Below are 25,368 nucleotides of genomic sequence, written 5' to 3'. Positions count from 1 at the left end.
AATTAGCACTCGCCCCTGGTGCTGTTATTCATGTTCAACAAATTTTATTTGATGTACAAAATTCTTATAATATAATTTTCACCTAAACGATGTATTTTATGATCAGCACTAAAGATTACTCGGTAAATGACTATTTCGATAATGGTGGCACCACAATCGAGGCAACGGTGTGCAATGATTTGCACTATGGACAAATAGTTGAACGTATTGTGAGGAGAGATCATATGGGAATTAGTGAAATTGCGCGCAAACTAAATGTTAGTCGTCGTACATTATATAATTGGTTTGAAACAAAAAAATTAAGTTTGGATGTTATCTGCCAGATTGGTTTTGTGATAGACCACGATTTTTCAAAGGAGTTTCCAGATGCCTTTGCCAGGAAAATCAATTCTGTAAATGCAGATAGTGGTTTTGAGCGCCTGGTAGGTAAAGAGCAACCACGCGATGCCACCTATTATTGGATGGATAAATATATTAAGCTGCTTGAAAAATTTAACGAGGTGTTGAGCCACGAAGGTAAGAATTGAATATTCAATCAGCTCGTTATTATAAATAAAAAACTACTCTTTAATAAAAGAAGCATTTTTTGGCACATACTTAAAAACTATTAAGTATGTGCGGCTTTATTGAATTTTTGTTCGTGATGTTATTTATGAACAAAAAGGATGCGTTTAGGGATTTAAGCGTTAAGAAGGCCAAATGCAATAAAAACCAAGCAATTAGTAAACCGGCAAATCAGCAATAGCAATACATGGTATTATCGCTATCCAATTGAATTTTTCATCTGGAGTAATTTAATATTGCCGGTTACTTTAACTACTTAAGCCAAAGCCTCAATCAAAAATTCAGGGGCTTGTTAAACCCGCTTTTCAATCTTGAGCACACGTTTAATTGAGTTTTACAATTCCTTATCATCTAAAATATCAATTCTTGTTTTATGCTTTTTAACTCCATTGGCTTTGCAATTTTTTTACCCGTTGTATTTGGCCTCTATTGGTTATTATTTTACAAAAGCTTAAGAACGCAAAACTTGTTACTGCTTTTTGCCAGTTACTTTTTTTATGCCTGTTGGGATTGGCGTTTTCTCTTCCTATTAATCTTTTCAACCTTGTTAGACTATTTTACCGGGCTTAAAATGGCGGGTTCTGATGGTAATAGACGAAAAAAAATGTGGTTTTGGCTTAGTGTAATAATAAACCTGGGTTTTCTGTGTGTTTTTAAATACTATAATTTTTTTGCTTCGTCATTTGCACAGTTCTCTGCAAACATTGGCTTGCACGTAAGCCCCTGGACTTTAAAGGTAATTTTACCGGTTGGTATCTCTTTTTATACCTTCCATGGTTTATCCTATGTAATAGATATTTATAAAAATAGGATACAGGCCGAAAGAAACTTTGTTGACTATTCGCTATTCGTCAGTTTCTTTCCGCTGTTGGTGGCCGGGCCCATTGAAAGGGCAACACATTTGCTGCCGCAAATAAAAACAAAACGTTCATTTGATTATTACAAAGCGGCGGATGGCTTACGCCAGATATTATGGGGCTTATTTAAAAAAATAGTTATAGCAGATCAGTGCGCAGGGTATGCAAATATGATTTTTGCAAATTCCTCCGCTTATACCGGTAGTACCTTGGTATTGGGCGCTTTGTTTTTTGCATTCCAAATTTATTGCGATTTCTCCGGTTACTCAGATATAGCCCTCGGCGTAGCAAGATTGTTAGGGATTGAACTGCTAAGGAATTTTGCCTTCCCGTATTTTTCAAGAGACGTAGCGGAGTTTTGGAGAAGATGGCATATCTCACTGTCAACCTGGTTTCGCGATTATTTGTACGTGCCTTTGGGCGGTAGTAAGGGAGGCGCCTGGATGAAAATAAGGAATACCTTTATCATTTTTTTAATAAGTGGTTTTTGGCACGGCGCCAATTGGACATTTATTGTTTGGGGCTTTTTAAATGCTTTATTCATAATGCCCTCAATCATCTTAAAAACAAACAGAAATAACCTGGAAATTGTGGCCAAAGGTAAACTTTTACCCACCGTTGCAGAGTTAGCTCATATCGTTTTAACTTTCATGATGGTGGTATTTGCCTGGATATTTTTTAGAGCAAATAGCGTAACACATGCACTAAGCTATATTTCAAAAATATTTTCTGCCTCTCTGTTTTCGGGCTTCAATCTTGATGTTAACCGAAGCCAGTTATTTGAAACCATTTTGCTGGTAATACTGTTCCTGGTAGTTGAATGGCTCGGCCGCGAAAACCCCTACGCAATTTCGGCATTGCCTAAATTGCAAAAACGCTCCTACAGGATGGCTTTTTACTACCTTTTAGTCTTTTTGATTTTCCTTTTTACCGGCAAAGAACAACAATTTATTTACTTTCAATTTTAAGCAATGAAGCTTTTTCTGAAAAATACTTTGCTTTTTATTTTTACCAGTTTAACGCTGTTATGTGGTATAGTTGCTATACCAGCCTGCCTAGTCAATAGATTTTCGGATTTTAAGATTAATAAAAAAAATAAAATTGTATTGTTTGGCCATTCGCATCCCGAATGCGCTTTTAATGATTCTTTGATAACCGGTTTAAAAAACCTGTCGCACTCGGCAGAGCCCTATTTTTATACCTATCAAAAAGTTAAAAAAGTAATAACTCAAAATCCCCAAATTGAAACGGTATTGATTGAGTTTTCAAACAATCAGATTGATGAAAAAATGAACGGCTGGACCTGGGATTATAAATACATGTCTAATATGTTCCCGTTATACTCATCATTTATGGATGCCTCAGATATCAAAGTTTTATTTAAACATGATCGTGGAGTTTTTTTCAATTGTATATCTATATCCGCCAGGCAAAACTTGTTCAAAGCAATAACTTTTAATTATAATTTTGCAGATAGGATGGGAGGGTATTTGAAATTGGACCGGTCCCAAACATTAAGCAAGGGCGATAGCTTGACCCATGAATTAGATAAGGCCCGCTTTTTGAAATCAAGGTTGTCATATATTAACCTGATATACCTGAGGAAAATTATTGATTATTGTAAACAACGAAAGAAAAAATTGTTTTTGGTTAGGAGCCCACAATACAAATATTACGAATACCGGCACAATGAAAAAATTTATCTGGATATTAAAAATAGATATTTTAGCGACGTTAAACTTATCGATTTTAATAATTTTCCGTTACGGGATGATGAATTTGCCGATCCCGGCCATTTAAATTTAAAAGGGGCTTTCAGGTTTTCAAATTACGTTAACAAACAAATTGAAGCAGGTATCCTGGTTTCCGGTAGCAATTCCATTATGGCTAACGCCCGGGCGGTTAATGCTTCTGCCGGTGTGTTAAGATGAGTTTGGTGCTGAATGATACACCGTACCATCCAAATATTTCCGTTCTTAATTGTTATTCCGTTGACCGAAGTTAACGGCAATGATTTCTTACACGATACATAACTCTAAATCAAATTTAGGAGCCTCTTAAGCAGTACTGATGAGCAATTTTATGATTATTGTTTTTATTTAATGTGACATTTAATTTTGTTTGCCCCCATATAACGTGATAACCATATATAAACCTGGTTGAAATTTCTACTATGGTCCACCCGAAAGCCGCTCATAAACATGAGCGGCTTTTTTGCGTTAAAAGGGTTGTAATAACACCAATCACATGCCGAACAATCACCCTGGCACTTGTTGGCAACAGGCTTAGTTTTTTTGTTGTGAAAGAAAAGTGACCAGGGATGCAAACTCATCATAAGATAAAGCATTGGCCAAACCGGTTGGCATCATGGATGTTTTCAATTCTTTTCGGCTCAAAATGTCGGCAGTGTTAATTGTAAAAACTTCACCCGCAATATTCCTCATCACGATTTTCCGGGCCGATTCTTCGGTAATGAAACCCATATAGCTTTTGTTTCCTTTTGCAGAAATCATGACTGTAGCAAAACCCTGTGAGATGGATGCATTCGGTTTAAGAACCGATTCTGCAATTTGTTGCCGTGTCATGATAGAGCCTATCTGCCCCATGAATGGACCCTTCGGTTTTTCGGCCCTGGTTAAACTGTGGCATGCTATACAGCCCTGGCGGGCAAAAAGAACCTTTCCCTTAAAAGGGTCGCCCTTTATTTTGGCAAGCATCAGCATAATATCCTCGATAGAGGATTTCCCAATCTGACCTTTCTTGTTAACGATTTTTGCAAGGTCTACCTTTACTTCTTTCGTGGCTACACTTTTTTCTTCGCCGCCAAACGCCGCAATCCCCATTTGATGGCGGGCGTTTAAATCTGCAAAAAACTGTTTTCCTTTCGGGCCCGATTTTGTCCATTCAGTTTTTAAAAACCGCTCGATCCGGGTTGAGCCATCCCAGCTTACACCCTTATAAATTGGCCCGTGCGAATCTGGTCTTGTGCCCCACCACCAGGAAGCATCATAATCAGCTTCTTTTTTGTACAGGCGTGAAAGGGTTACCAGTATTTGCTTTTTTGTTTTTTCATCCTTAACTGTTGAGTACGACGCTATTAAACCATCAACCGCTTTGGTATCATACATATACCTTAAAGCCCATAGCGCCAGGGTGGCATGTGCGGTACCAACAGCCTTAACACAATCATCAACCGCGTTTAAATTAACAAGCGCCCTTACTGTTAAATGCGCCGGAATAATTGCAGAATTAGGTTTGGCATGTGGGCCTTCCTCATTCTTGCCGGGTGCCACAAAACTTGCAGGAACAGGCGTAGCTAACAATGGCTGTGCTGCTACCAGGTTGTCAAGTCGGCCCAATCCTACAATAGCCGCTGCCCTTACGCGTTCAGAAGGATCTTTCAGGCCGGCTAAAAAGGGCTCCAAAGGTATTTGTTTTATGCTCCGTTTCCTGTCGGCCATTGCCCTTAAGGCAAATTCCTTTAATCTGCTATCGCCCGATAATTGTACCAATGCTGGCACCCCTTTTTCACGGGTTGCCTGGGCATACGTGAACAAACCTGCTACACGGGCATATAATGGCAGGGTAGCATCAGTAGCAATAGCCAGCGAGAGCCTCCCGGCCTCGTCAGCAGGCCGGGTAATTAATTCCTGGGAGGCATTTAGCCTTGTAACCGCACTGGCCGATTTCAGGTAAGCGGCCAACTCGCTTGTTGAAGCAGCTTTAAGGTCGGGAAAAGCTTTGTAGCTCCAATTATTGGGTATCGCCCTTACCACGTAACCTTTGGCCGGATCGCCCGAGTAACCTGCACCATCCCATGCCGAAAGATAGAGCCGCCCCGAACCATCTACATCCAGGTCTGTAATTTGCGGCAACGATATAAATTCCTCTTCTTTTTGCTGAAAACTGGCACCATCGGGTGTTAACCGGTTGATATACAATTCACTTCGCCCCCAGTCGGCTGTCATGGGCACATGATTGTATTTTTCAGGCCAGGTTGGTTCGTCCATAAATAAAGAACCGGTGCCCGATCCTCCACCCAAATCAACAAGGGCTGGCAATATCTCATCGGTAAAATGCTGAAATAATACAGGGTAGCCATACTCGGCCGATTGAATATGGTGAGAAAAACGAATGTTCCACCCGCCGCCATCATTGGTATTATCCCTTGTAAAAATATTCATATAAGGGTCAATGGCTACATCATAAATGTTACGGGTTCCGTGGGTGTAAATTTCCATCTCGGTTCCATCTGGCCGTACCCGTACAATACCACCACCCAGCATTGTCAGTTTTTTGCCGCTGCGGTCAATGGCGTCATGAAAGCCAAAGTCGCCTACAGCAATATAAATCCATCCGTCAATACCCATCCGGATACCGTTGGTGGCATGGTCTGTGCCCCGTTCGGCCAGCATGTGCGCATTGCTTATATGCTCAATAAGCGGTTTGGGTGGCCCATCGGCAATGCCATCCCGGTCTTTATCTTCAAAAACTTCCAGGTTCATTCCGGTTGCTTTACCTGTTTCTTTACTAAAAACGGTATGCATAACAAAAACCTGGTCGCCCATTACCAGTATCCCCCGCGGATCGTCCACTTCGGCAAAATCGGTATGCTTATCCGGCTTGCCGTCGTTATCGCTATCAACCAGCCTCAAAATTTTTCCTTTGCCGGGGGTTTTACCTAATGAGCCAATCATATCTATACCAACAAATACCTCGCCGGTAGGCGCCGTTGCGATACAGGCAGGACTTGGCGTAAGGTCGGGCCCAGCAAATGTGTTCACGGTTAAACCGGCCGGCCAATGTAAAGAATCCGGTTGCGGGCCACCGGCAGCCGTTTTTTGATGAGGCAACGCGGGCTTAGGCCGCCCTTGTTCTTGTTGAAAAATGGTACCGGTTAAGTAGCCGGACATAGCTAAAAAAGCAAAAACAAATAAAAAACTGAAGGAAACTTTTAACATAGGTTTATAAATGATTTGAAATAAGCAGGTTATTCAAAAGATAAAGCTATGTGTTTAGTTGAAGAATAGTTATAATTATTTTTAATTTGTTTTGTGTGGCTTAGCCAAATTTCCTAAGCCGGAACGGCCAGGTGGTGCTACATGGGGGGTAACAGTAGCCTCCTAAATAAATATGCAAAAGCCGCGCTACTTTAACATTTTATCGATTATCTTTAACCCTATGGCTAAATTATTTGTGGTAGGCTTTTCACGCGAAATGGACGAGATCAGCTTATTAGAACTCTTTACAACTTATTGCACTGTAGGAACGCTCACAATTGTCCGTGATCAGGAAACGAATGAAAGTAGATGTTTTGGATTTGTAACAGTGCTTGATCCCGCTGGTGCAAAAAGAGCAATTGAAGCGCTGGACGGTATCGTTATTGACGGCCGGACGATAAGTGTAAGACTCACCGGGAACGAAACGTCACAAAAACAAGAACCCGCAAGGCCGTTTTCCAGGAAACCCGATCAGGGTTCAAAAACTCAACGGGCTAAACGGCCCAGGCGCTAACCGATGATAACATTTTTCTCAAAGCTACATAATCCTTAATATGTTCAAAATTCCGTTTTAGACGGTTTTGTTATCGTGCATAGTATTTTGCCGGTCAGTTTAAAACATATTAAAATATGATTTGACGAATTTTTTAACCTTATTTGAATTAAAGTAAAATGCGAATTGGGGCCCTCAGATACCTTTGGCACTGATGAAGGCACGTAAAAAAAATATAATGGATCCACGTATCGATCAATATAAGGAAAAAAAAATTGGATTGGCACTTTCAGGTGGCGGCGTAAGAGGTGTGTCTCACTTAGGGGTGTTACAAGCGCTTACCGATCAAGGCATTAAATTCTCGCATATATCCGGCACAAGCGCCGGGGCAATAGCCGCAGCTTTTTTTGCCGAGGGATATGCCCCGCAAGAAATATTACGCATGTTAAAAGAAAATAGCCTGCTTAAATTGCTGCGCCCTGCTTTTGGCAGTCATGGTTTAATTTCGATTTTAAAGGCCCGTTTTTTGATATCTAAATTTATTCCGCATAATTCTTTTCAAAATCTCAAAACCCATGTTACAATCTCGGCCGTCGATCTGGGTGAAGCAAAATTGGTTTATTTTACCGATGGCGAGCTGGATACGGCAATTTTGGCGTCGTGCTGCCTGCCAGGTATTTTTGCGCCTATTACAATTAACAACCATATGTATGTAGATGGAGGGATACTCAATAACTTTCCGGTTGAGCCATTAGTGGGCAATTGCGACCTGATCATTGGCTCGTCCTGTAATCATTTACCAGTGGTTAGCAGCATTAAGTCATTCGGCAACCTGGTTGATAGGGCCGCTATGATAACCATCAATTCAAGCCTCAGTGCGCGGAAAATGCTGTGCGATATAGTTATTGAACCACATAATTTAGGTGGCTACGGTATTTTTGACACTGATGCGATGGACGAAATTTATATGATAGGCTACGAAGAAGGATTAAAAGCTATTAATGGCAACGAAAAATTGAAAGAGTTAATCCAGGGACAAAAAAAGTAAAAACAGGATAAGCTACCCGTATATGAGTAGCTTATCCTGTTTTTGCATAAGTAATGGTGGTTTATCGAACGCCTATTAGATGTTCCCCAGCTGGCAAACTGTAAATTGCGTACTGCCGACCGAAAACCGCCAACTGTATCAAGGGAATTTCACCCCGTTATAATCAGATATGTTTACCCGCGGGATAGACGAATTGTATTTGTCATTAATGGCTTTGATAAATTCATCGGCTACTATAGCGTAACCGCGTGGTGTAAGGTGTACCCCGTCCAGCGAAAACAGGCCACCGCTTATATAATTGGAATTAACACTTACGCCATCTACAACCAGTCCGTTCTGTTTTATATTCCGCAAAAAAGTGTAGGCGTCAAAAATAGCCAGGCCTTTTGCTGCGGCTATCGTTTTTATTGTATTGTTGTATGATGTAACATAGTCTTCGGTAAGGGCAATTTCTTTTTCATCAAGCACATATTGGTTGTCTATGGGCGTATAAGGGGTTAAGCCATAAGGCAGGTTGCCAAAAGGCGTTGCAACCGGCTGGCCAATTTTACTTGTAGGGAAGGTGAGTACAATAAGGTCACTGGCTGTTGCCGCGCGTGGTGCATATGTACTACCCGAAACCAGTGCTTTAATATACAGGGCCTGCACTGCGGGATTCGCTTTTTGAACTCCGGCCAGTATTGCCGATACGGTGATGGTATTAAAATAGGGTATCGAAGTTACATCGGGTATCGTCGCAACTACGCCTTTTTGGCCTTTGGAGGTTAGGGTAGTTATCAATACATTATACAAATAAGCAAAGGTATTCTTATCTGTCAGTACATCTCCGGCACCGCCCGATGTTGCATAACTTAAAGCATCATTGTTACCCAGCCAGTTTGAGAAAAAGGTAAATGGTTTCGCCGTAACAAAATCAAGATAGGTGGTCGAGTTTGTTGGCGGGTTTCCGGGTAGCAGGCGTTCAAAATATCCGTTAAGGTTGCCATAAGGTGCATAGGTGATGTGCAACAGTTTAATACCCGGTACACCGTAGTTATTAATATCGCCCGAGTATTTGGTATATAAAATAACATTGCCAAAACCAGGAACAGTTACCTGGCCACGGATACCCAGGTTTGAGGTAACCGCTGTGGTTATTGGTGTACCGTCGGCGTTAAACCCGGTTAATGATAAATAGCCCGATCCGTTTGCCTGCGCGGTGCTAAACAATGGCTGGGTAAACGTTCCGCCACCCACAGCCTGCATTTGTTTACCAATAATGCTGGGGTAGGATACCTGTTGCCCTGCAAGGTATAAGCCACCATCGGCATAGCCTGCTGTAAGCGAATTGCCCACCGATATGTACCTCGAGAAATCGGCCGAGCCGGCAACCGGTTTTGGTGTATGGATCTCGGGCTTGCAGGCGCCTAATAAAAGTAACCCTGCAATAATATAAATATGCTGTTTAAGTGTTTTCATGTATTAATTTCTTTAAGAATTACCAGTGATAAGCCAATGAGATACCAGGAATGTATACATCTGTTTTAAATGTTCCCGATAGCTGCGATTCGATATTGGTTTGGGTACGCTGCATCAGGTGTTCATACTCAAAGGAGATATCTATATCAAGGTGTTTGGCCAATGTATAACCTAAGCCCAGCGTACCATAAACGCGGTTAGCATCAGGCGCTTCGGGTGTTACATAACCATCTGCAACAGCGGTGCTGGCATAGCCTCCGCCAAAACGCAGGGCAAGTTTATCGGTAGCTTTGTATTGTGCACCGCCGCGCAGGCTAACAGCCTGCTGGTAATTCCTGGCCGAGTGTGTATCCTGTAAAGCTGCTGTATTGGTTTTATAATCAAATGATAATGTTTTATAGGCATCCCAGTTAACCAGGTTAACATCAAGCGCCAGTATCCATTTACTGCAAGGGTAAAAACCGAAGCCGATAGAATTGGTGGCCGGTAATGGTATGGTTGAAGTAAATGTATTTGGCTGCGGGAAACTACTTTGTATTGATGCAGGTACTTTAAAAATAGCATTACCATTGGAAATAGTGGTATTTACCCGCGAACGGTGGGTTATCCCGACGGTTATGCCCGATTCTGTTTTAATGTAGATGCCGGCATTCCATCCGTAACCTTTTCCGCTACCTTTCAATTCGGCCTGGCCGGGTTCGCCGGAGCTGTTTGCCAGGGGTATGGCGCGGGTAAGGTCAACGCTGCCATGGTTATAAACAAAACCGCCGCCAATACTCAGGAAGTCGGCCAGCTTAATGCTTAGCGTAGGCTGAAAATAAATAGCTTTCAAATTAAGGCTCTCCAGCACGTATTTGCCCTGCCAGGTGTTACCCCAATCGGTTAAACCGCCAAAGGGGGTATAAACACCAAGCCCTAATTTCCAAAAAGACGATTTGGGCCCCCAAACCGCGTAAAACTCGAACGGGGTTGCAATCTTATTGGAGGTTCTGTTTTGCGTTGATGTGCCGGCCGGGTTAAAATCAGATTTGAAAAATAACGGGCTTATGCCGCCCTGTATGTAGTTTTCTGGCAGCATGGCTACTGCACCCGGGTTAAAAAATACAGAAGCGCCATCCTGTAAGGTTCCCACCCCGGTATGGCCCATACCTATTTGCTTTTGCCCCTCCAGGTTTACCTGGAAACCCTGGGAAAAAGCCATCAGCGGCGATACAATAAGCATCAATAGTAATACTTTTCTCATAAAAATATAATTGGTTTATAATAGGCAATTGTATGTGGATTACAATTGGCAACTATCGGGAATAAAATTAGTTTGGATTGAAAAGAAAAAAAGGGCTATAATGCGGAGATATTAGTCAAAAAGTCGGGATAACGCTTATATTTAAGTTTATGGGCAAAAAATACTTTAAAACCTTCGGCGTTTCGGGAGCTTTTGAAAAATAGAAGAATTAAATAAATATAATTAAATATACACATGAGTAGTAAGGTTGGACAATTAAGCTTATCAAAATTTGCCGATCTATACGCCGACAAGCTGGCCGGTGCTGATTTTTTTGTTGTTGACGAAAAACAGCTATTGAGTTTGAGCGAGTATCCGTACCGTTCGGATGGTTATATTATAGGTATTTGTACAAGGGGTACCGCCAAAGTAGAAGTTAATCTGCAGGTTTATGATGCCAGGCCCGATGCCATGCTTTTGGCGACCCCCTTTCATGTTTTACGAATTTATAACAGCAGCGATGACTTTCTGTGCCGTTTTGTTGTTTTTAGCAAAGCTTTTTTAACAGAAAATAGCGTCAACAGCCATTTTTTGGAGTCGTTCAGTTATTTTAAAAGTGCATCTATCCCGGTAATTTATCCCGATAAAGCAGATGCCAGGATGATACTGGAGATTTACTTATTGATACAAAAAAAATTAGACCGTGAGGGACATCCCTACAATGTGGAAATTTCCAGGAGTATTTTGATGACCCTGCTTTATGAAATACAGGCCATTTACGAAAAGCAGCACATCATCATAAAAGGCAAGCAAACCCGGAAACAGGAACTGAACGTACTTTTCCAGGAACTGGTTTTTCATCACTATAAAGAACATCGTAATGTGCAGTATTATGCCGATGCACTGTATGTATCCCCCAAACATTTAACAGAAACCGTTAAAGAAGTTACCGGCAGAACCGCCGGCGAATGGATAGATGACGCGGTAATACTGGAGGCCAAAGTATTATTAAGAAACCACGATGTAAGCATAGCCCGTGTAGCCGAGGATATCCATTTCCCCGATCAATCCTCCTTTGGCAAATACTTCAAAAAACATGCAGGCATGTCCCCGTCTGATTACAGGGCGGTGTCTGGGCATTGAGTGGGTGGTTGATTGGGTTGGATTGAGTTGATTGGGTGAGTGGTTGATTAAGTTATTAAGTTGATTCAAATCAAATTCAGGAAAATCTGTTTGATCCGGTTCAGAACAACTCAACAGCAATGTAGCTTAATTCTGATCGTCTCTTAACTATTCCAACCTAATCAACTCAATCCAACCCAATCAACCACTCACCCAATCAACCCCAATCCGACTTTTTGACTAATATCTCCGCATTGCAGCCCTTTCTTTAGTTTAACATCGCTGCTAATTTTACTCCTGATTATAAAACCAATTGCAGCTCTTTAAACCGGGGCGCATGTTACATGCTGATAATTACTGATATAACATAGTGATTAATATAATCGGCTAAATTTTAAAACGAGACAAAACACAACCATTAAATACTTATTTATGAATGCCACTGAACCAATGAAAGCCATAAAAGGAGGGGAGTTTCTGATCCGGGAGACTTCTGCAGACAGCATTTTTATTCCCGAAGAATGGAATGAAGAGCAGTTGATGATTGCCGAAACATGTACCAATTTTCTTGCCCAGCAGGTTACACCCAACCTGCAGCGTATTGACGAGCAGGAGGAAGGACTGATGCGGCATTTAATGGACGAGGCTGGCGCGCTTGGGTTGTTAGGCATATCGGTACCTGAAGAATACGGCGGTTTTGGTAAAGATTTTAAAACATCTATGCTGGTTACCGAGAAACTGGGGGCCGGGCATTCGTTTTCAGTAGCGTTTTCGGCACACACAGGTATAGGCACCATGCCGATACTATACTACGGTACCGAAGCGCAAAAACAAAAATATGTTCCTAAACTGGCAAGCGGCGAGTGGAAAGGCGCTTATTGCCTAACCGAACCAGCCGCAGGCTCAGATGCCAACTCGGGCAAAACAAAGGCGAAGCTGTCTGCTGATGGTAAACATTATCTCATCACAGGTCAAAAAATGTGGATCACCAATGCGGGCTTCGCCGATGTATTTACCGTTTTTGCCAAAATAGATGATGATGAAAACCTAAGCGCCTTTATTGTCGAAAAAGATTTTGAAGGCCTCTCGCTGAATACCGAAGAACACAAAATGGGTATCAAAGGGAGCTCGACCCGGCAGGTGTTTTTTAACGATTGCAAAGTACCGGTTGAGAACCTGCTGTCCGAACGTCAGAATGGGTTCAAGATAGCGGTTAATATATTAAATCTCGGCCGTATCAAATTAGGCGGTGGGACGGTAGGGGCAAGCAAAGATGTAATTACCGCATCTGTACGTTACGCCAATGAACGCGAACAGTTTGGCCGCCAGATTTCGAAGTACGGGGCTATAAGATACAAGCTGGCCCAACAGGCTATCCGCACTTATGCTTCAGAATCGGCTGTTTACAGGGCCTGTCAGAATATGGAGGAAGCTACCGAAATGTTAATGGCATCGGGGCTTGATGAAACCAAAGCTAAATTAAAAGGAACCGAGCAATATGCTATAGAAGCGGCAATCCTTAAAGTTCACGCATCCGAAGTTTTGGATTATGTAACCGACGAAGGCGTACAGATTTACGGCGGGATGGGATACAGCGCCGAGGCACCAATGGACAGAGCGTATCGCGATTCGAGGATTAACCGGATCTTCGAGGGCACTAATGAAATTAACCGCTTGTTAACGGTTGATATGATGCTTAAACGCGCCATGAAGGGTGAACTTGACCTGATGGGCCCGGCCCAAAAAGTAGCCGGCGAACTGGTAAGCATCCCCGATTTTGGTGCAGCCGAAGATGATGGACTGTTTGCTAAAGAAAAGAAATACATAGCCAATTTTAAAAAGGCCATATTGATGGTAGCAGGCGCGGCCGTGCAAAAACTGATGACACAATTGGGTAAAGAACAAGAGGTGCTGATGAACCTGGCCGATATGCTGATAGAACTTTATGTGAGCGAATCGTTGCAACTGCGGGTAGAAAAGCTGGTGGGTTTAAGGGGTGAAGAAGCTTGTAAAGAACAGTTGGATATCATGCGCGTATATATTAACGATGCGGCAGAACATCTTGCAAAAGCCGGCCGGGAAGCATTAAACTCGTTTGCCGAAGGCGATGAAAGAAGAATGATGCTGATGGGACTTAAGCGCTTCACCAAAACCGAAGATTTTAATACCACCCAGGCACGCAGGAACGTTGCCGCAAAACTGATAGCCGAAAATAAATATTGTTTTTAAGCCGGGGAAAGACTGTCATATTGAGTGGTAAAATCCATGATGACTCTGACGCGGAAAATAACATGTCCAATTTTTCTGTCATCCTGAGGAACGAAGGATCTGTCAGCTGTGCATGACCGATAGAAAAGTTCGCGAATAGATGCTTCCAATTTTCCTGTCATCCTGAGGTACGAAGGATCTATCAGCTATGCATGACCGATAGAAAAGTTCGCGAATAGATGCTTAGTTCCTCAGCATGACAGTCTTTATTTTTGATGTCATTTCCGCTTCAGAATTTCGTGAAATTTTATCACTCAGGATGACAGTCTTTTATTTTGAATGTCATTTCCTCTTCAAAATCTACGGATTTCACCAGTCAGGATGACAAAAGATAGAAAAGGTCAGGGGGGAATCCCCGCCGTTTTAACAACATCAACCTAAAAAATAAAAATCTAATAATGAAAGTATTAGTTTGTATAAGCCAGGTACCGGATACCAGTACTAAAATTGTGTTAAAAAACAATAACACCGCCATCAGCAGCGATGGTGTTACTTACGTAATTAACCCTTACGATGAATGGTATGCCCTCATCCGGGCAATTGAACTAAAGGAAACCGGTATAGCTACTGAGGTTCACCTTGTAACTGTTGGTTCTGCCAATGTCGAGCCGGTGATCAGGAAAGCGCTTGCATTGGGTGGCGATGAAGCCATCCGCATTGATGCCGATAGCGATGATCCGTATGAAACCGCCGGTTATATAGCGGAGTATGCTGCCGGGGGCGCTTACGATCTTATTTTATGCGGCAAGGAATCTATCGATTACAATAACGGCACTACAGGTACCATGCTGGCCGGATTGCTGGATATCAATTACATTGGTTTTGCAACGGGGATACAAGTGGAAGATAATGGGGCAGTGGTAACCCGTGAAATAGAAGGCGGCGAAGAAACTGATGCCTGTAATTTACCCGTGGTAATATCCTGCCAAAAAGGAGTTGCCGAGGCGCGCATACCCAACATGCGTGGTATAATGGCTGCGCGTACACGCCCGTTAAAGGTTGTTGTGCCCACTAAAATAGCACCGCTTACCCAAATACTGTCTTATGAATTACCGCCGGCCAAAGCCGGGATTAAACTGGTAAGCCCCGATGATATGGACGAGCTGGTAGCATTGCTGCATATCGAGGCCAAAGTAATCTGATAGCTTATTTTTTGCCCGCTACCTGTACCGGGCATTTCTCAAACCAAAAAACTTAAAAAAATGTCTGTAATTGTATTGATAGAACATACCGGGGGAACGATTAAAAAGAAAAATTTTGAGGCGCTACACTATGCCGCACACATAGCTAAGCAAACGGGTACCGCGGTAACTGCCCTTGTTTTAGGCACCGTTGCCGCTGCCGAAATGGAGAGCCTTGGTGAATATGGCGCTCAAAAAGTTTTACATGTTGCTGATAGCCGTTTAAACGAGCTGCATGCACGGGCTTACGCCGGCGCGGTGATAGCTGCAGCTCAAAAGGAGGGGAGTAAAATAATTATAACGCTTCATGACATCGGCGGCAGGATGGTTGCCCCGCGGGTGGCCGTGAAATTAGGGGCCGGCCTGGTGGCGGGTGCATTGTCGTATCCCGATACCGAAAAAGGATTTGTGATCAAAAAAGCCGTATTCTCGGGCAAGGCTTTCGCCTATGTGAATATTTTAAGCGATATAAAGGTAATTATGCTGATGCCGAATACTTTCCCGGCAGCCAAAATTCAAGGGAAAGCAGTTATAGAGCAATTGGATGTAAGCTTTGGCGAAGAAGATTTCGGTGTAAAAGTGAAAGCTGTAAATAAAGTAACCGGCGAGGTGGCGCTTGCTGACGCCGAACTGGTTGTCTCCGGCGGGCGCGGCATGAAAGGGCCCGAAAACTGGGGAATACTGGAAGAACTGGCAAAAGAACTGGGTGCTGCCACAGCCTGCTCGCGCCCGGTGGCCGATTCGCACTGGCGGCCACATCACGAGCATGTTGGCCAAACAGGCGGTACAGTTCGCCCAAATCTTTATATAGCAGTAGGGATATCAGGCGCTATACAACACCTGGCGGGCGTTAACGGTTCAAAAATCATTGTAGTGATTAACAAAGATCCCGAAGCTCCTTTTTTTAAAGCTGCCAATTACGGTGTTGTAGGCGATGCCATGGAGATTTTACCAAGACTGACAGCAGCCGTCAGGAAGTTTAAGCAACAGCATAAATAAAACAATAAGGGTTATGGAATTTTTTTATGAAGGCCAGGTACTATGGTCGCAAATAGATTCAAACCAGCACATGCGGCATTCTGCTTATGCCGATTTTGCAGCACAGGCACGTATAACCATGCTGGAAAACCTGGGTTTAAAACTCCCCAAACTTTACGAATATAAAATAGGGCCCGTACTGTTCCGGGAAGAATTGATTTACCTGCGCGAGATTGGGATTAATGACCTGATCCGGGTAAGCTGCGAACTTATAAGCTCGCGGCCCGACGGCTCCCGCTGGGCAATCAGGCACGAGTTATACCGGGGCGATGGTGTTAAAGCCGCAATAGTAAATGCCGAAGGTGCCTGGATAGATATGGAAAAACGCAGGCTTGCCATATTGCCCGCAGAACTAAGCCAGATGTTTATGAATGCACCCCGGAGTAGTGATTATATTGAAGAGCGCAATACTGCCAGCAACTAATAATTAAACCATGACCGACTTAAAAGATGCCTTTGAAAAGGCGGTTGCCGAAAGCAAGCAACTGCCGTCAAAACCGGATAACGAAATATTGCTAAGCTTATATAGCCTATACAAACAGGCAACAGAAGGGGATATTAATACTCAAAATACTCCGGGTATGTTTGATTTTGTGGCCAAGGCAAAATATGACGCCTGGCTAAAACAGAAGGGTATGGCAGCCGATGTTGCAATGCAACTATATATTGATTTGGTAGCAACCCTGAAAGGCGGACAGTCTTAAGTTGGAAATCTTAAGTCAAAAATAATACTTCCGGCTTAGGACTTCAGACTTAGAACTTCCGACTTAATATTATTTAGTAGCGCAATTATCAAACAAAAGAGGTTAACTTTAATTTCCGAAATATTGACAAATGTTTCCGTCGTTTTAACCTTTGTTAAGCGTAGCATAAGCTGATATTTGTTATTATAAACCATCCCGTTAATTAGCGGGGCTAAATTATTTTAATCATTTTATAATTCTACCTGTTTCTTATTGAGAGATGGCTTCTGATGCCGGGATTACTATTTGTAAATCTGAAAATCATGGATATGCCTCAAAAAAAGAGATGGTTTTTTTGTAAAAATAATACCTGAAACAATGTCTGTATCAAAAAAACAACCTATCCGTTTTGCACTAATCCTGCTAAGTCTGCTCTCGGTAAGCGTTTGCGTAAAAGCGCAGGCAGACAGAATTGAGGGCATGTGGTATAACGATGTAAAAAGCGCTAAAATCCAGATCACAAAAGAAAGCAATGGTAAGTTTTATGGCAAGGTGGTGTGGCTTAAAGAACCCCTTAAAAACGGCAAACCAAAAGTCGACGAAATGAACGTTGACGAAAAATTGCGCACAAGGCCCCGGTTGGGCTTACCTGTTTTGGCCGATTTTGAAAAAGATGGCGACGACAAGTATACAGGCGGTACCATTTACGATCCGCTAAACGGGAAAACGTACTCCTGCAAAATAACTTATAAGGGCAAAACCTTAGATATCCGCGGCTACATCGGCATTTCGCTGTTTGGGCGTACTACAACCTGGTCGCGGGCCGAATAAATTTAGAATTTAATAAACAAGCTTTACCGATGGATGCTAAACGAATTATAAAAAAAGTTGCAGTACTGGGGTCGGGAGTGATGGGCAGCCGTATAGCCTGCCATTTCGCAAATACCGGCGTACAGGTGCTGTTGCTTGATATTGTACCTAAAGATGCCCCGCCGGACGATAAAAAAGCCCGGAATAAAATTGTTAATGATGCGCTGGATTTTGCCTTAAAATCCAATCCATCGCCCATTTACCTAAAATCATTTGCCAAACGCATCACTACCGGGAATTTTACCGACGATATGCCCAAAATTGCCGACTGCGATTGGGTTATCGAGGTAGTTGTTGAGCGCCTTGATATTAAACGCCAGGTATTTGAAACGGTAGAAAAATACAGGAAACCCGGCACGCTCATCACATCAAACACATCCGGCATCCCCATACATTTAATGGCCGAAGGCAGGAGCGATGATTTCAAAAAGCATTTTTGCGGCAGCCACTTCTTTAACCCGCCCCGGTATTTAAAATTATTGGAGATCATCCCCATAAAAGAAACATTAGGTAGCGTGGTTAACTTTTTGATGGACTATGGCAGCAAATACCTTGGCAAAACCACCGTTTTGGCTAAAGACACCCCTGCATTTATCGGCAACCGCATTGGGGTGTTCAGCATCATGAGTGTGCTGCAATACGTAGAGAAAACCGGTATGACAGTGGAAGAGGTTGATAAGCTAACCGGGCCGGTAATAGGTCATCCTAAATCGGCAACATTCCGCACCAATGATGTGGTGGGCTTAGATACCATGGTACACGTAGCCAATGGCCTTTATCAAAACGCACCGGATGATGAAGCAAGAGAGTTATTTAAGGTGCCATCATTTGTAGATGGCATGGTAAAAAACAACTGGCTGGGCAGTAAAACAGGCCAGGGTTTTTATAAAAAAGAAAAAGTTGACGGCGTAAACCAGTTTTACGCGCTCGATTTAAAAACGCTGGAATATAAGCCCTCTCAGAAAGTGAAATTCGCCTCGCTGGAAACTACTAAGGCAGTTGACAGTCTCCCGGCCCGCCTCAAAATATTAATCGCTGCAAAAGATAAAGCCGGTGATTTTTACCGGGCAACGTTTTACGAGTTATTTGCTTACGCCGGCAATCGTATTCCCGAAATAGCCGACGAGCTTTATAAAATAGATGCAGCCACAAAGGCCGGCTTTGGCTGGGAAATGGGCCCTTTTGAAAAATGGGACGCACTGGGTGTTGAAGATACCGTAAAAGCCATGGAAGCAGCCGGCAATAAACCTGCCCAATGGGTATATGATATGCTGGCCGTAGGCGCAAAAAGCTTCTACAAAATTGAGAACGGTAAACGCTTGTATTACGATATTCCGGCTAAGGATTATAAAATAATTCCGGGAACCGAAGGACTTATTTTGCTGGATACCATTCGCGCTACAAATACCGTATGGAAAAACAGCGGAACCACCATTACCGATATTGGCGATGGTATATTAAACCTGGAGTTTCATACTAAAATGAATACCATCGGCGGCGAGGTAATTGAAGGCATCAACAAAGCCATTACCCTTGCCGAAACCAGCTACAAAGGCCTGGTAATATCAAACGAGGGAGCCAATTTTAGCGCCGGGGCAAATGTAGGTATGATATTTATGATGGCGGTTGAACAGGAGTTTGATGAACTGAACATTGTAGTGAAAACCTTCCAAAATACCATGATGCGGATCCGTTACTCATCCATCCCGGTTGTGATAGCCCCTCACCAGATGGCTTTGGGTGGTGGCTGCGAAATGTGCCTTCATGCTGATAAAGTGGTAGCCCATGCCGAATTGTATATGGGCCTGGTTGAATTTGGCGTTGGTTTGATACCGGGTGGCGGCGGAACAAAAGAATTTGCCCTCCGGCTTTCAGACGAGTTACAGGAAGGCGATGTTGAGCTGAATAATTTCCGCGACAGGTTTTTAACCATTGGCCAGGCAAAAGTATCCACATCGGCTTATGAGGCTTTTGAATTCGGGTACCTTAAAAAGGGAAGGGATGTGGTAGTGGTATCGCGCGACAGGTTGCTTGCCGAAGCAAAACAACAATGCCTGCAAATGGCAAATGAGGGATATGTACAGCCTATTCCGCGCAGCGATATCAGGGTATTGGGCAAGCAGGCCCTTGGCCTTGGATATGTGGGCGCCAATACGATGTATAGCGGCAACTACATTAGCGAACATGACGTAAAAATATCCCAGAAGCTGGCCTATGTGCTTTCGGGAGGTGATCTGTCTCAACCCTCGATAGTAAGCGAAGAGTATTTGCTTGGCCTGGAGCGCGAAGCCTTTATTTCGCTTTGCGCCGAAAAGAAAACGCTTGAGCGGATACAATCTATTTTAACAGGCGGAAAAGTGTTAAGGAACTAAGTTTTAATAAGTATAAAATCTCGATAAAATGAACGCATACATAGTGGCAGCCAGCCGCAGCGCTGTTGGAAAAGCTACCCGGGGTGGATTTAGGTTTACCCGGCCGGATACGCTTGCCGCAGATGTTATCAGGCAGTTAATGGCATCGGTGCCTAATGTTGATAAGGAGCAGATAGACGATGTGATTGTGGGCAATGCCACCCCCGAAGCCGAGCAGGGCTTAAATGTGGCCAGGCTCATCTCGTTAATGGCATTGGATACCGATAAAGTACCCGGCATGACGGTAAATCGCTACTGCTCATCCGGCCTGGAAACTATCGCGATAGCTTCGGCAAAAATACACAGCGGCATTGCCGATTGCATTATTGCCGGCGGTGTAGAAAGTATGAGCCTGATTCCGATGGGAGGCTGGCGCATTGTACCAAATGCCGATGTTGCCCTGGCGCATCCTGATTATTACTGGGGGATGGGCCTTACAGCCGAAGCTGTGGCAAAAGAATATCATGTTAGCCGCGAAGAGCAGGATCAGTTTGCCTATAACTCACATCAAAAAGCTATCAATGCCATCAAATCGGGCAAATTTAAAGATGAAATAGCCCCGGTAAATATTGTGGAAACCTATGTTGACGAAAGCGGGAAAAAAAAGAAAAGGGAGTTTAAGGTAGATGTGGATGAAGGGCCGCGTGCCGATACATCCATTGATGCCTTGGCCAAGTTAAAACCCGTATTTGATGCAAAAGGGATGGTAACAGCCGGCAACTCATCGCAAACAAGCGATGGTGCGGCCTTTGTAATGGTGGTGAGCGAACGGTTTTTAAAAGCCAATAATCTTAAACCTATTGCAAGGCTGGTTAACTACGCTGTTGCGGGTGTGCCGCCGCGCATTATGGGGATAGGGCCATTGGTAGCTATACCCAAAGTGTTAAAAATGGCCGGGATGAAACAGCAGGATATTGACTTGATAGAATTGAATGAGGCATTTGCATCACAGTCATTAGCTATTATTAAAGGGCTGGAACTTGATCCCGACATCATTAATGTAAATGGCGGTGCCATAGCATTGGGCCATCCGCTTGGTTGCACAGGTGCCAAGCTTTCGGTTCAGCTTTTTAATGAATTAAAAAGGCGTGAAAAAAAATATGGTATAGTTACCATGTGTGTGGGCACCGGGCAAGGCGCAGCGGGTGTATTTGAATTACTGTAAAGGGCAACCTTTATTTAAATATTGTTGCAATATGGAACGCGCGACAAGACTATTTGATTGCATGGATACCCAGGCCAAGGCGCCAGGGGCAAATTTCCTAAATGCAAAAGAGAACGGTGCCTGGAAGGCATACAGCACAAAACAGGCGCACGATTTAATTTACCAATTGTCCATTGCTTTATTGAATCTGGGCGTTTCGGCTGGTGATGGCACCACGGAAGGGCGCGATAAAATAGGGCTGATCAGCAACGGCCGGCCCGAATGGGTAATAACCGACCTGGCAGTGCAGCAAACAGGTGCCGTGCTGGTTCCGTTATACCCTAATACGGGCACTAAAGATATTGAACAGATATTAAATGAGGCCGAAGTTAAATACGTATTTGTAAGCAGTAAAGATTTATGCGATAAGGTTAAAGAGGTATATTTAAATATACCATCATTAAAAGGCATTTATACTTTTGATGATATAGATGGCTGCATGCATTGGGGCACATTACTTAAACCTTTAAAGGAAGATGACCTGCAAAAAATAAGGCAAGTCAGCGATCAGATTACCGAAAATGATATCGCAACCATCATTTATACTTCCGGTACTACCGGCCGCCCTAAGGGAGTGATGCTTACCCATAAAAATATCATGAGCAATGCAGCAGCATCCGGCGAAGTGCTTGCCAGGATCCCATTGAAAGAAAAATGTGTTTTGAGTTTTTTGCCACTCAACCACATTTTCGAAAAGATGTGTACCTATGTTTATCTCTTCAACGGTTTTTCTATTTACTACGCCGAAAATATGGATACCATTGGCGCAAATTTGAAAGAGGTAAAGCCTTCTCTTTTTACAGCTGTTCCGCGTTTGCTCGAAAAAGTGTTTGAAAAAATCATGGTCGAGGGCCAGAAACTAACCGGTATTAAAAGGAAGATCTTCTTTTGGTCGGTAAAACTGGCCGAAGCATATGAGATTAATGGCAACAGCGAGTGGTATAAAATTAAGCTTGCCATAGCCGATAAACTGGTATTCAGCAAGTGGCGTAATGCTATAGGCGGCAACATAAAAGCGGTAGTGGTTGGCAGTTCGGCTTGCCCTATTAAACTGGAACGGATTTTTACGGCAGCCAATATCGTTATTTTAGAAGGCTACGGGCTTACCGAGACTTCGCCGGTAATTGCTGTTAACCGGTATGAAAAAAGCGGCAGAAAATTTGGGACCGTTGGCCCCCTTCTTGACGGTGTGCAGGCCAGGATAGCAGCCGATGGCGAAATCCTTTGCAAGGGCCCTAACGTTATGGCCGGCTATTATAAAAACCCGGAACTTACCGCTGAGGTGATAGAAGACGGCTGGTTCCATACCGGCGATATTGGCGAACTGGATAAGGATTCCTTCCTGAAGATAACCGATCGCAAAAAAGAGATCTTTAAAACATCCGGCGGCAAATATGTTGCGCCGCTACCCATCGAAAATAAAATGAAAGAAAACTATTTTATTGAACAGATGATGGTGTGTGGCTCGGAGAGAAAATTTGTTTCGGCATTGATTGTACCTTCTTATACGCATTTAAAACCCTGGTGCAAGCAACACGAGATCTCGTTTTCATCCAACGGGGAACTAATTAAAGATACCAGGGTGATTGAACTGTACCAATCAATTATCAATAAATACAATCCCGAGTTTAACCATGTTGAACAGGTAAAAAAAATAACCTTGCTTCCAGATGAATGGTCGATAGATAGCGGCGAGCTTACACCAACCGGGAAAATGAAACGGAAGGTGATAGCCGAAAAGTACAAAGCCCAGATAGATAAAATGTATCTCAGCGAAGTGAGTGATAACCCAACCCTTGTAAATTGATTTAGCAGATGAGCACATTTCAAACAACCATACAGGATAAACTTGTTGTAATTACACTTGACAGGGGGCGTTCAAATCCTATCAATCATCAGATGGTTAAAGAACTGACTGATTGTATCCACAAACTCGAGAATGATGACAATGTGGGCGGCGTGATTTTAACCGGTAAGGAAGGCTTTTTCTCATCCGGTATTGATTTGATAGAGGCTTATGATTACGATCAGGAACAAAGCCGCGGATTTTGGATCGACTTTTTAGTGTTGCAAAATACGCTAACAGCTTTCAGGAAGCCAATGGTTGCTGCCATAAGCGGTCATAGCCCGGCCGGAGGCTGCATATTAGCTATTTGCTGCGATTACCGGGTAATGGCTGCAGGGAAATTTGTCATTGGGTTAAATGAAGTTCCTGTGGGCATTATTGTTCCGGATAGTGTTTTTAATTTGTATTCATTCTGGCTTGGTAGGCGCAAAGCCTATCAATATTTACTGGAGGGCAAATTGCTCCAGGTAGATGAAGCGCTGGAAGCGGGTTTGATTGATGAAATTAGTGCACCGGATAGCTTGATGAAGGCTGCTGTAAAGAAGATAACTGTTTATATGAAACTGAACCCCGTTACCTGGAGTGAAAGTAAGCTAAATTTGCGTAAGCAGTTGATAAGTAAATTAAAGACCGATCAAACCCGTACTTTAAATAAGATGCTGGAGCAATGGTGGGCCCCGGCCACCAGGCAAGGCCTGCAAATGATGATCCAGAATTTAAAAGCAAAAAATACAACCGCAAATTAATTGATGATGACAGATCCTTCAACTCCCGATAATTCTAAAAGCCCTAATCCAGTAAATGCCGGCGGTATGTTAAGGGATGATGCCTTGAAAGGTAAAACCATCATCATAACAGGTGGCGGCACCGGTTTGGGTAAGGCTATGGGCACTTACTTTTTACAACTGGGCGCCAACCTGGTTATCACCAGCCGCAAACTGGATGTGCTGCAGCAAACGGCAGCCGAAATGGAATCTGCAACCGGCGGCAAGGTATTGCCCATAGTCTGCGATGTACGAAAGTATGACGAAGTTGAAACGATGCTGCAACAAGCCATTGCAACTTTTGGCAGGGTAGATGTATTGCTGAACAACGCGGCGGGTAATTTTATTTCGCCTACCGAACGCTTGTCGGCAAACGCGTTCTCGGCCATCATCGATATCGTGTTAAAAGGCTCGGCCAATTGCTCATTGGCTTTGGGCAAATATTGGATCGGTGAAAAAATACCGGGTAACATACTGAATATTATTACCACCTATGCTTTTACAGGTTCGGCTTATGTGGTGCCCTCGGCCTGTGCCAAGGGTGGCGTGCTGGCCATGACCAGGTCGTTAGCCGTTGAATGGGGCCGGCACGGCATCAGAACAAACGCCATTGCGCCCGGTCCCTTTCCAACCAAAGGAGCCTGGGAACGTTTACTCCCGGGGGACATGGCCCAAAAATTTGATTTTAAAAACCGGGTACCCCTTAAACGTGTAGGTGAGCACCAGGAGCTGGCCAACCTGGCCGCTTTCCTTGTGTCCGATTTTTCAGCTTATATCAACGGCGAGGTAATTACCATAGATGGCGGCGAATGGCTGCAGGGTGCCGGCCAGTTCAGCGCACTCGAAATGATACCTGCCGAAATGTGGGATGAAATTGAGAAATCTACCCGCTCGGCATAGTTACCTTTCGGCAACACTAATAATTTAAGCCAAAGCCTGGTTTGCTTAACCGGCAGCGCCACACCTCTTACGAAATCGCTTTCAAAAGGAGGCACCTGCGGAGCCCGGTTTTCGGATTTTCTTGTGCTATAAACACCCGACTCCTCCGGAGTCAATCATAAACCAACCACTTCCAACTTCAGCCGAGTTACATGTTTATAGCGAAAAATATCTCGTTTTTGGCTCCGTAGGAGCCTCTTGTTTTTTCTTAATTTCAAAAGAGATGCCACACCCGTGCATCTATAATATCTGTAACATGATAGCGCGTTCTTGAAAAACCAGGGCCTCCTAACTAAATTTCAGGCAAACAGCTTATTATAAAACGTATCTCCATCGTTTTCGTAAATAAATACTCCCCAACTAAATTTTTGAATGGTTTTTATGCGGATGTTTGATTTAA

Annotated in this window: 20 protein-coding genes; 17 read left to right on the top strand and 3 right to left on the bottom strand. The window is 43.4% G+C overall.

Annotated features, from left to right (window positions below):
• Window positions 1-98: 98 nt before the first annotated feature.
• The 3 genes from BMX56_RS25215 (at window position 99) to BMX56_RS25205 (ending at window position 3,352) form a co-directional block, all read left to right on the top strand.
• On the top strand, window positions 99-527 hold the full coding sequence (locus BMX56_RS25215; protein ID WP_177183913.1) for a helix-turn-helix domain-containing protein: 429 nt from the start codon (window positions 99-101) through the stop codon (window positions 525-527).
• A gap of 581 nt (window positions 528-1,108) precedes the next feature.
• A complete protein-coding gene (locus BMX56_RS25210) occupies window positions 1,109-2,389 on the top strand; it encodes an MBOAT family O-acyltransferase (RefSeq protein ID WP_255369917.1) in 1,281 nt (426 codons plus the stop codon).
• Window positions 2,390-2,392: 3 nt separating this feature from the next.
• A complete protein-coding gene (locus BMX56_RS25205) occupies window positions 2,393-3,352 on the top strand; it encodes a hypothetical protein (RefSeq protein WP_090652481.1) in 960 nt (319 codons plus the stop codon).
• 354 nt (window positions 3,353-3,706) lie between these two features.
• On the opposite strand, the gene BMX56_RS25200 is transcribed toward BMX56_RS25205, so the two are convergent.
• Window positions 3,707-6,382: a DUF7133 domain-containing protein gene (locus tag BMX56_RS25200; protein WP_090652480.1), complete on the bottom strand. Its 2,676-nt coding sequence runs from the start codon at window positions 6,380-6,382 to the stop codon at window positions 3,707-3,709.
• Between the two features lie 172 nt (window positions 6,383-6,554).
• On the opposite strand from BMX56_RS25200, the gene BMX56_RS25195 reads away from it, so the two are divergent.
• Both BMX56_RS25195 and BMX56_RS25190 read left to right on the top strand, forming a co-directional pair.
• Entirely contained in the window at window positions 6,555-6,935 is a 381-nt protein-coding gene (locus BMX56_RS25195) for an RNA recognition motif domain-containing protein (protein ID WP_090652479.1), read from the top strand.
• Between the two features lie 217 nt (window positions 6,936-7,152).
• Window positions 7,153-7,962: a patatin-like phospholipase family protein gene (locus tag BMX56_RS25190; RefSeq protein WP_090652622.1), complete on the top strand. Its 810-nt coding sequence runs from the start codon at window positions 7,153-7,155 to the stop codon at window positions 7,960-7,962.
• Between the two features lie 138 nt (window positions 7,963-8,100).
• Here the strand turns inward: BMX56_RS25190 and BMX56_RS25185 are convergent, their stop codons facing one another.
• A complete protein-coding gene (locus BMX56_RS25185; RefSeq protein WP_090652478.1) occupies window positions 8,101-9,420 on the bottom strand; it encodes an SGNH/GDSL hydrolase family protein in 1,320 nt (439 codons plus the stop codon).
• Between the two features lie 19 nt (window positions 9,421-9,439).
• Complete coding sequence (locus tag BMX56_RS25180) at window positions 9,440-10,663, bottom strand: OmpP1/FadL family transporter (protein WP_090652477.1); 1,224 nt, start codon at window positions 10,661-10,663, stop codon at window positions 9,440-9,442.
• Between the two features lie 234 nt (window positions 10,664-10,897).
• Between BMX56_RS25180 and BMX56_RS25175 the strand changes: the two genes are divergently transcribed.
• The 12 genes from BMX56_RS25175 (at window position 10,898) to BMX56_RS25120 (ending at window position 24,929) form a co-directional block, all read left to right on the top strand.
• On the top strand, window positions 10,898-11,785 hold the full coding sequence (locus BMX56_RS25175) for a helix-turn-helix domain-containing protein (protein ID WP_090652476.1): 888 nt from the start codon (window positions 10,898-10,900) through the stop codon (window positions 11,783-11,785).
• A 411-nt stretch (window positions 11,786-12,196) separates the two neighbouring features.
• Entirely contained in the window at window positions 12,197-13,993 is a 1,797-nt protein-coding gene (locus tag BMX56_RS25170) for an acyl-CoA dehydrogenase family protein (RefSeq protein WP_090652475.1), read from the top strand.
• A gap of 437 nt (window positions 13,994-14,430) precedes the next feature.
• On the top strand, window positions 14,431-15,174 hold the full coding sequence (locus BMX56_RS25165) for an electron transfer flavoprotein subunit beta/FixA family protein (RefSeq protein WP_090652474.1): 744 nt from the start codon (window positions 14,431-14,433) through the stop codon (window positions 15,172-15,174).
• Between the two features lie 60 nt (window positions 15,175-15,234).
• Window positions 15,235-16,212, top strand: a complete 978-nt coding sequence (locus BMX56_RS25160) for an electron transfer flavoprotein subunit alpha/FixB family protein (RefSeq protein ID WP_090652473.1) — start codon at window positions 15,235-15,237, stop codon at window positions 16,210-16,212.
• 13 nt (window positions 16,213-16,225) lie between these two features.
• Entirely contained in the window at window positions 16,226-16,675 is a 450-nt protein-coding gene (locus tag BMX56_RS25155; RefSeq protein ID WP_090652472.1) for an acyl-CoA thioesterase, read from the top strand.
• Window positions 16,676-16,685: 10 nt separating this feature from the next.
• Window positions 16,686-16,955 (top strand): acyl-CoA-binding protein, encoded by a 270-nt coding sequence (locus BMX56_RS25150; protein ID WP_090652471.1) that lies wholly within the window; start codon window positions 16,686-16,688, stop codon window positions 16,953-16,955.
• Between the two features lie 357 nt (window positions 16,956-17,312).
• Entirely contained in the window at window positions 17,313-17,765 is a 453-nt protein-coding gene (locus BMX56_RS25145) for a DUF2147 domain-containing protein (RefSeq protein WP_090652470.1), read from the top strand.
• A gap of 29 nt (window positions 17,766-17,794) precedes the next feature.
• Complete coding sequence (locus tag BMX56_RS25140) at window positions 17,795-20,176, top strand: 3-hydroxyacyl-CoA dehydrogenase/enoyl-CoA hydratase family protein (protein WP_090652469.1); 2,382 nt, start codon at window positions 17,795-17,797, stop codon at window positions 20,174-20,176.
• 28 nt (window positions 20,177-20,204) lie between these two features.
• On the top strand, window positions 20,205-21,380 hold the full coding sequence (locus tag BMX56_RS25135) for an acetyl-CoA C-acyltransferase (RefSeq protein WP_090652468.1): 1,176 nt from the start codon (window positions 20,205-20,207) through the stop codon (window positions 21,378-21,380).
• A gap of 31 nt (window positions 21,381-21,411) precedes the next feature.
• Window positions 21,412-23,226 carry an AMP-dependent synthetase/ligase gene (locus BMX56_RS25130; protein ID WP_090652467.1) on the top strand — a complete coding sequence of 605 codons (1,815 nt, stop codon included), beginning with the start codon at window positions 21,412-21,414 and terminating at the stop codon, window positions 23,224-23,226.
• Window positions 23,227-23,234: 8 nt separating this feature from the next.
• On the top strand, window positions 23,235-24,011 hold the full coding sequence (locus BMX56_RS25125) for an enoyl-CoA hydratase/isomerase family protein (RefSeq protein ID WP_090652466.1): 777 nt from the start codon (window positions 23,235-23,237) through the stop codon (window positions 24,009-24,011).
• A 6-nt stretch (window positions 24,012-24,017) separates the two neighbouring features.
• On the top strand, window positions 24,018-24,929 hold the full coding sequence (locus BMX56_RS25120; RefSeq protein ID WP_369829654.1) for an SDR family oxidoreductase: 912 nt from the start codon (window positions 24,018-24,020) through the stop codon (window positions 24,927-24,929).
• The last annotated feature ends 439 nt before the right edge of the window (window positions 24,930-25,368 follow it).

Origin of the sequence: Mucilaginibacter sp. OK283 (assembly GCF_900110415.1) — a bacterium.
GTDB lineage: Bacteria > Bacteroidota > Bacteroidia > Sphingobacteriales > Sphingobacteriaceae > Mucilaginibacter.
Note: the sequence above shows the minus strand (reverse complement) of the source record. Positions and strands in the feature narration are given on the sequence as shown.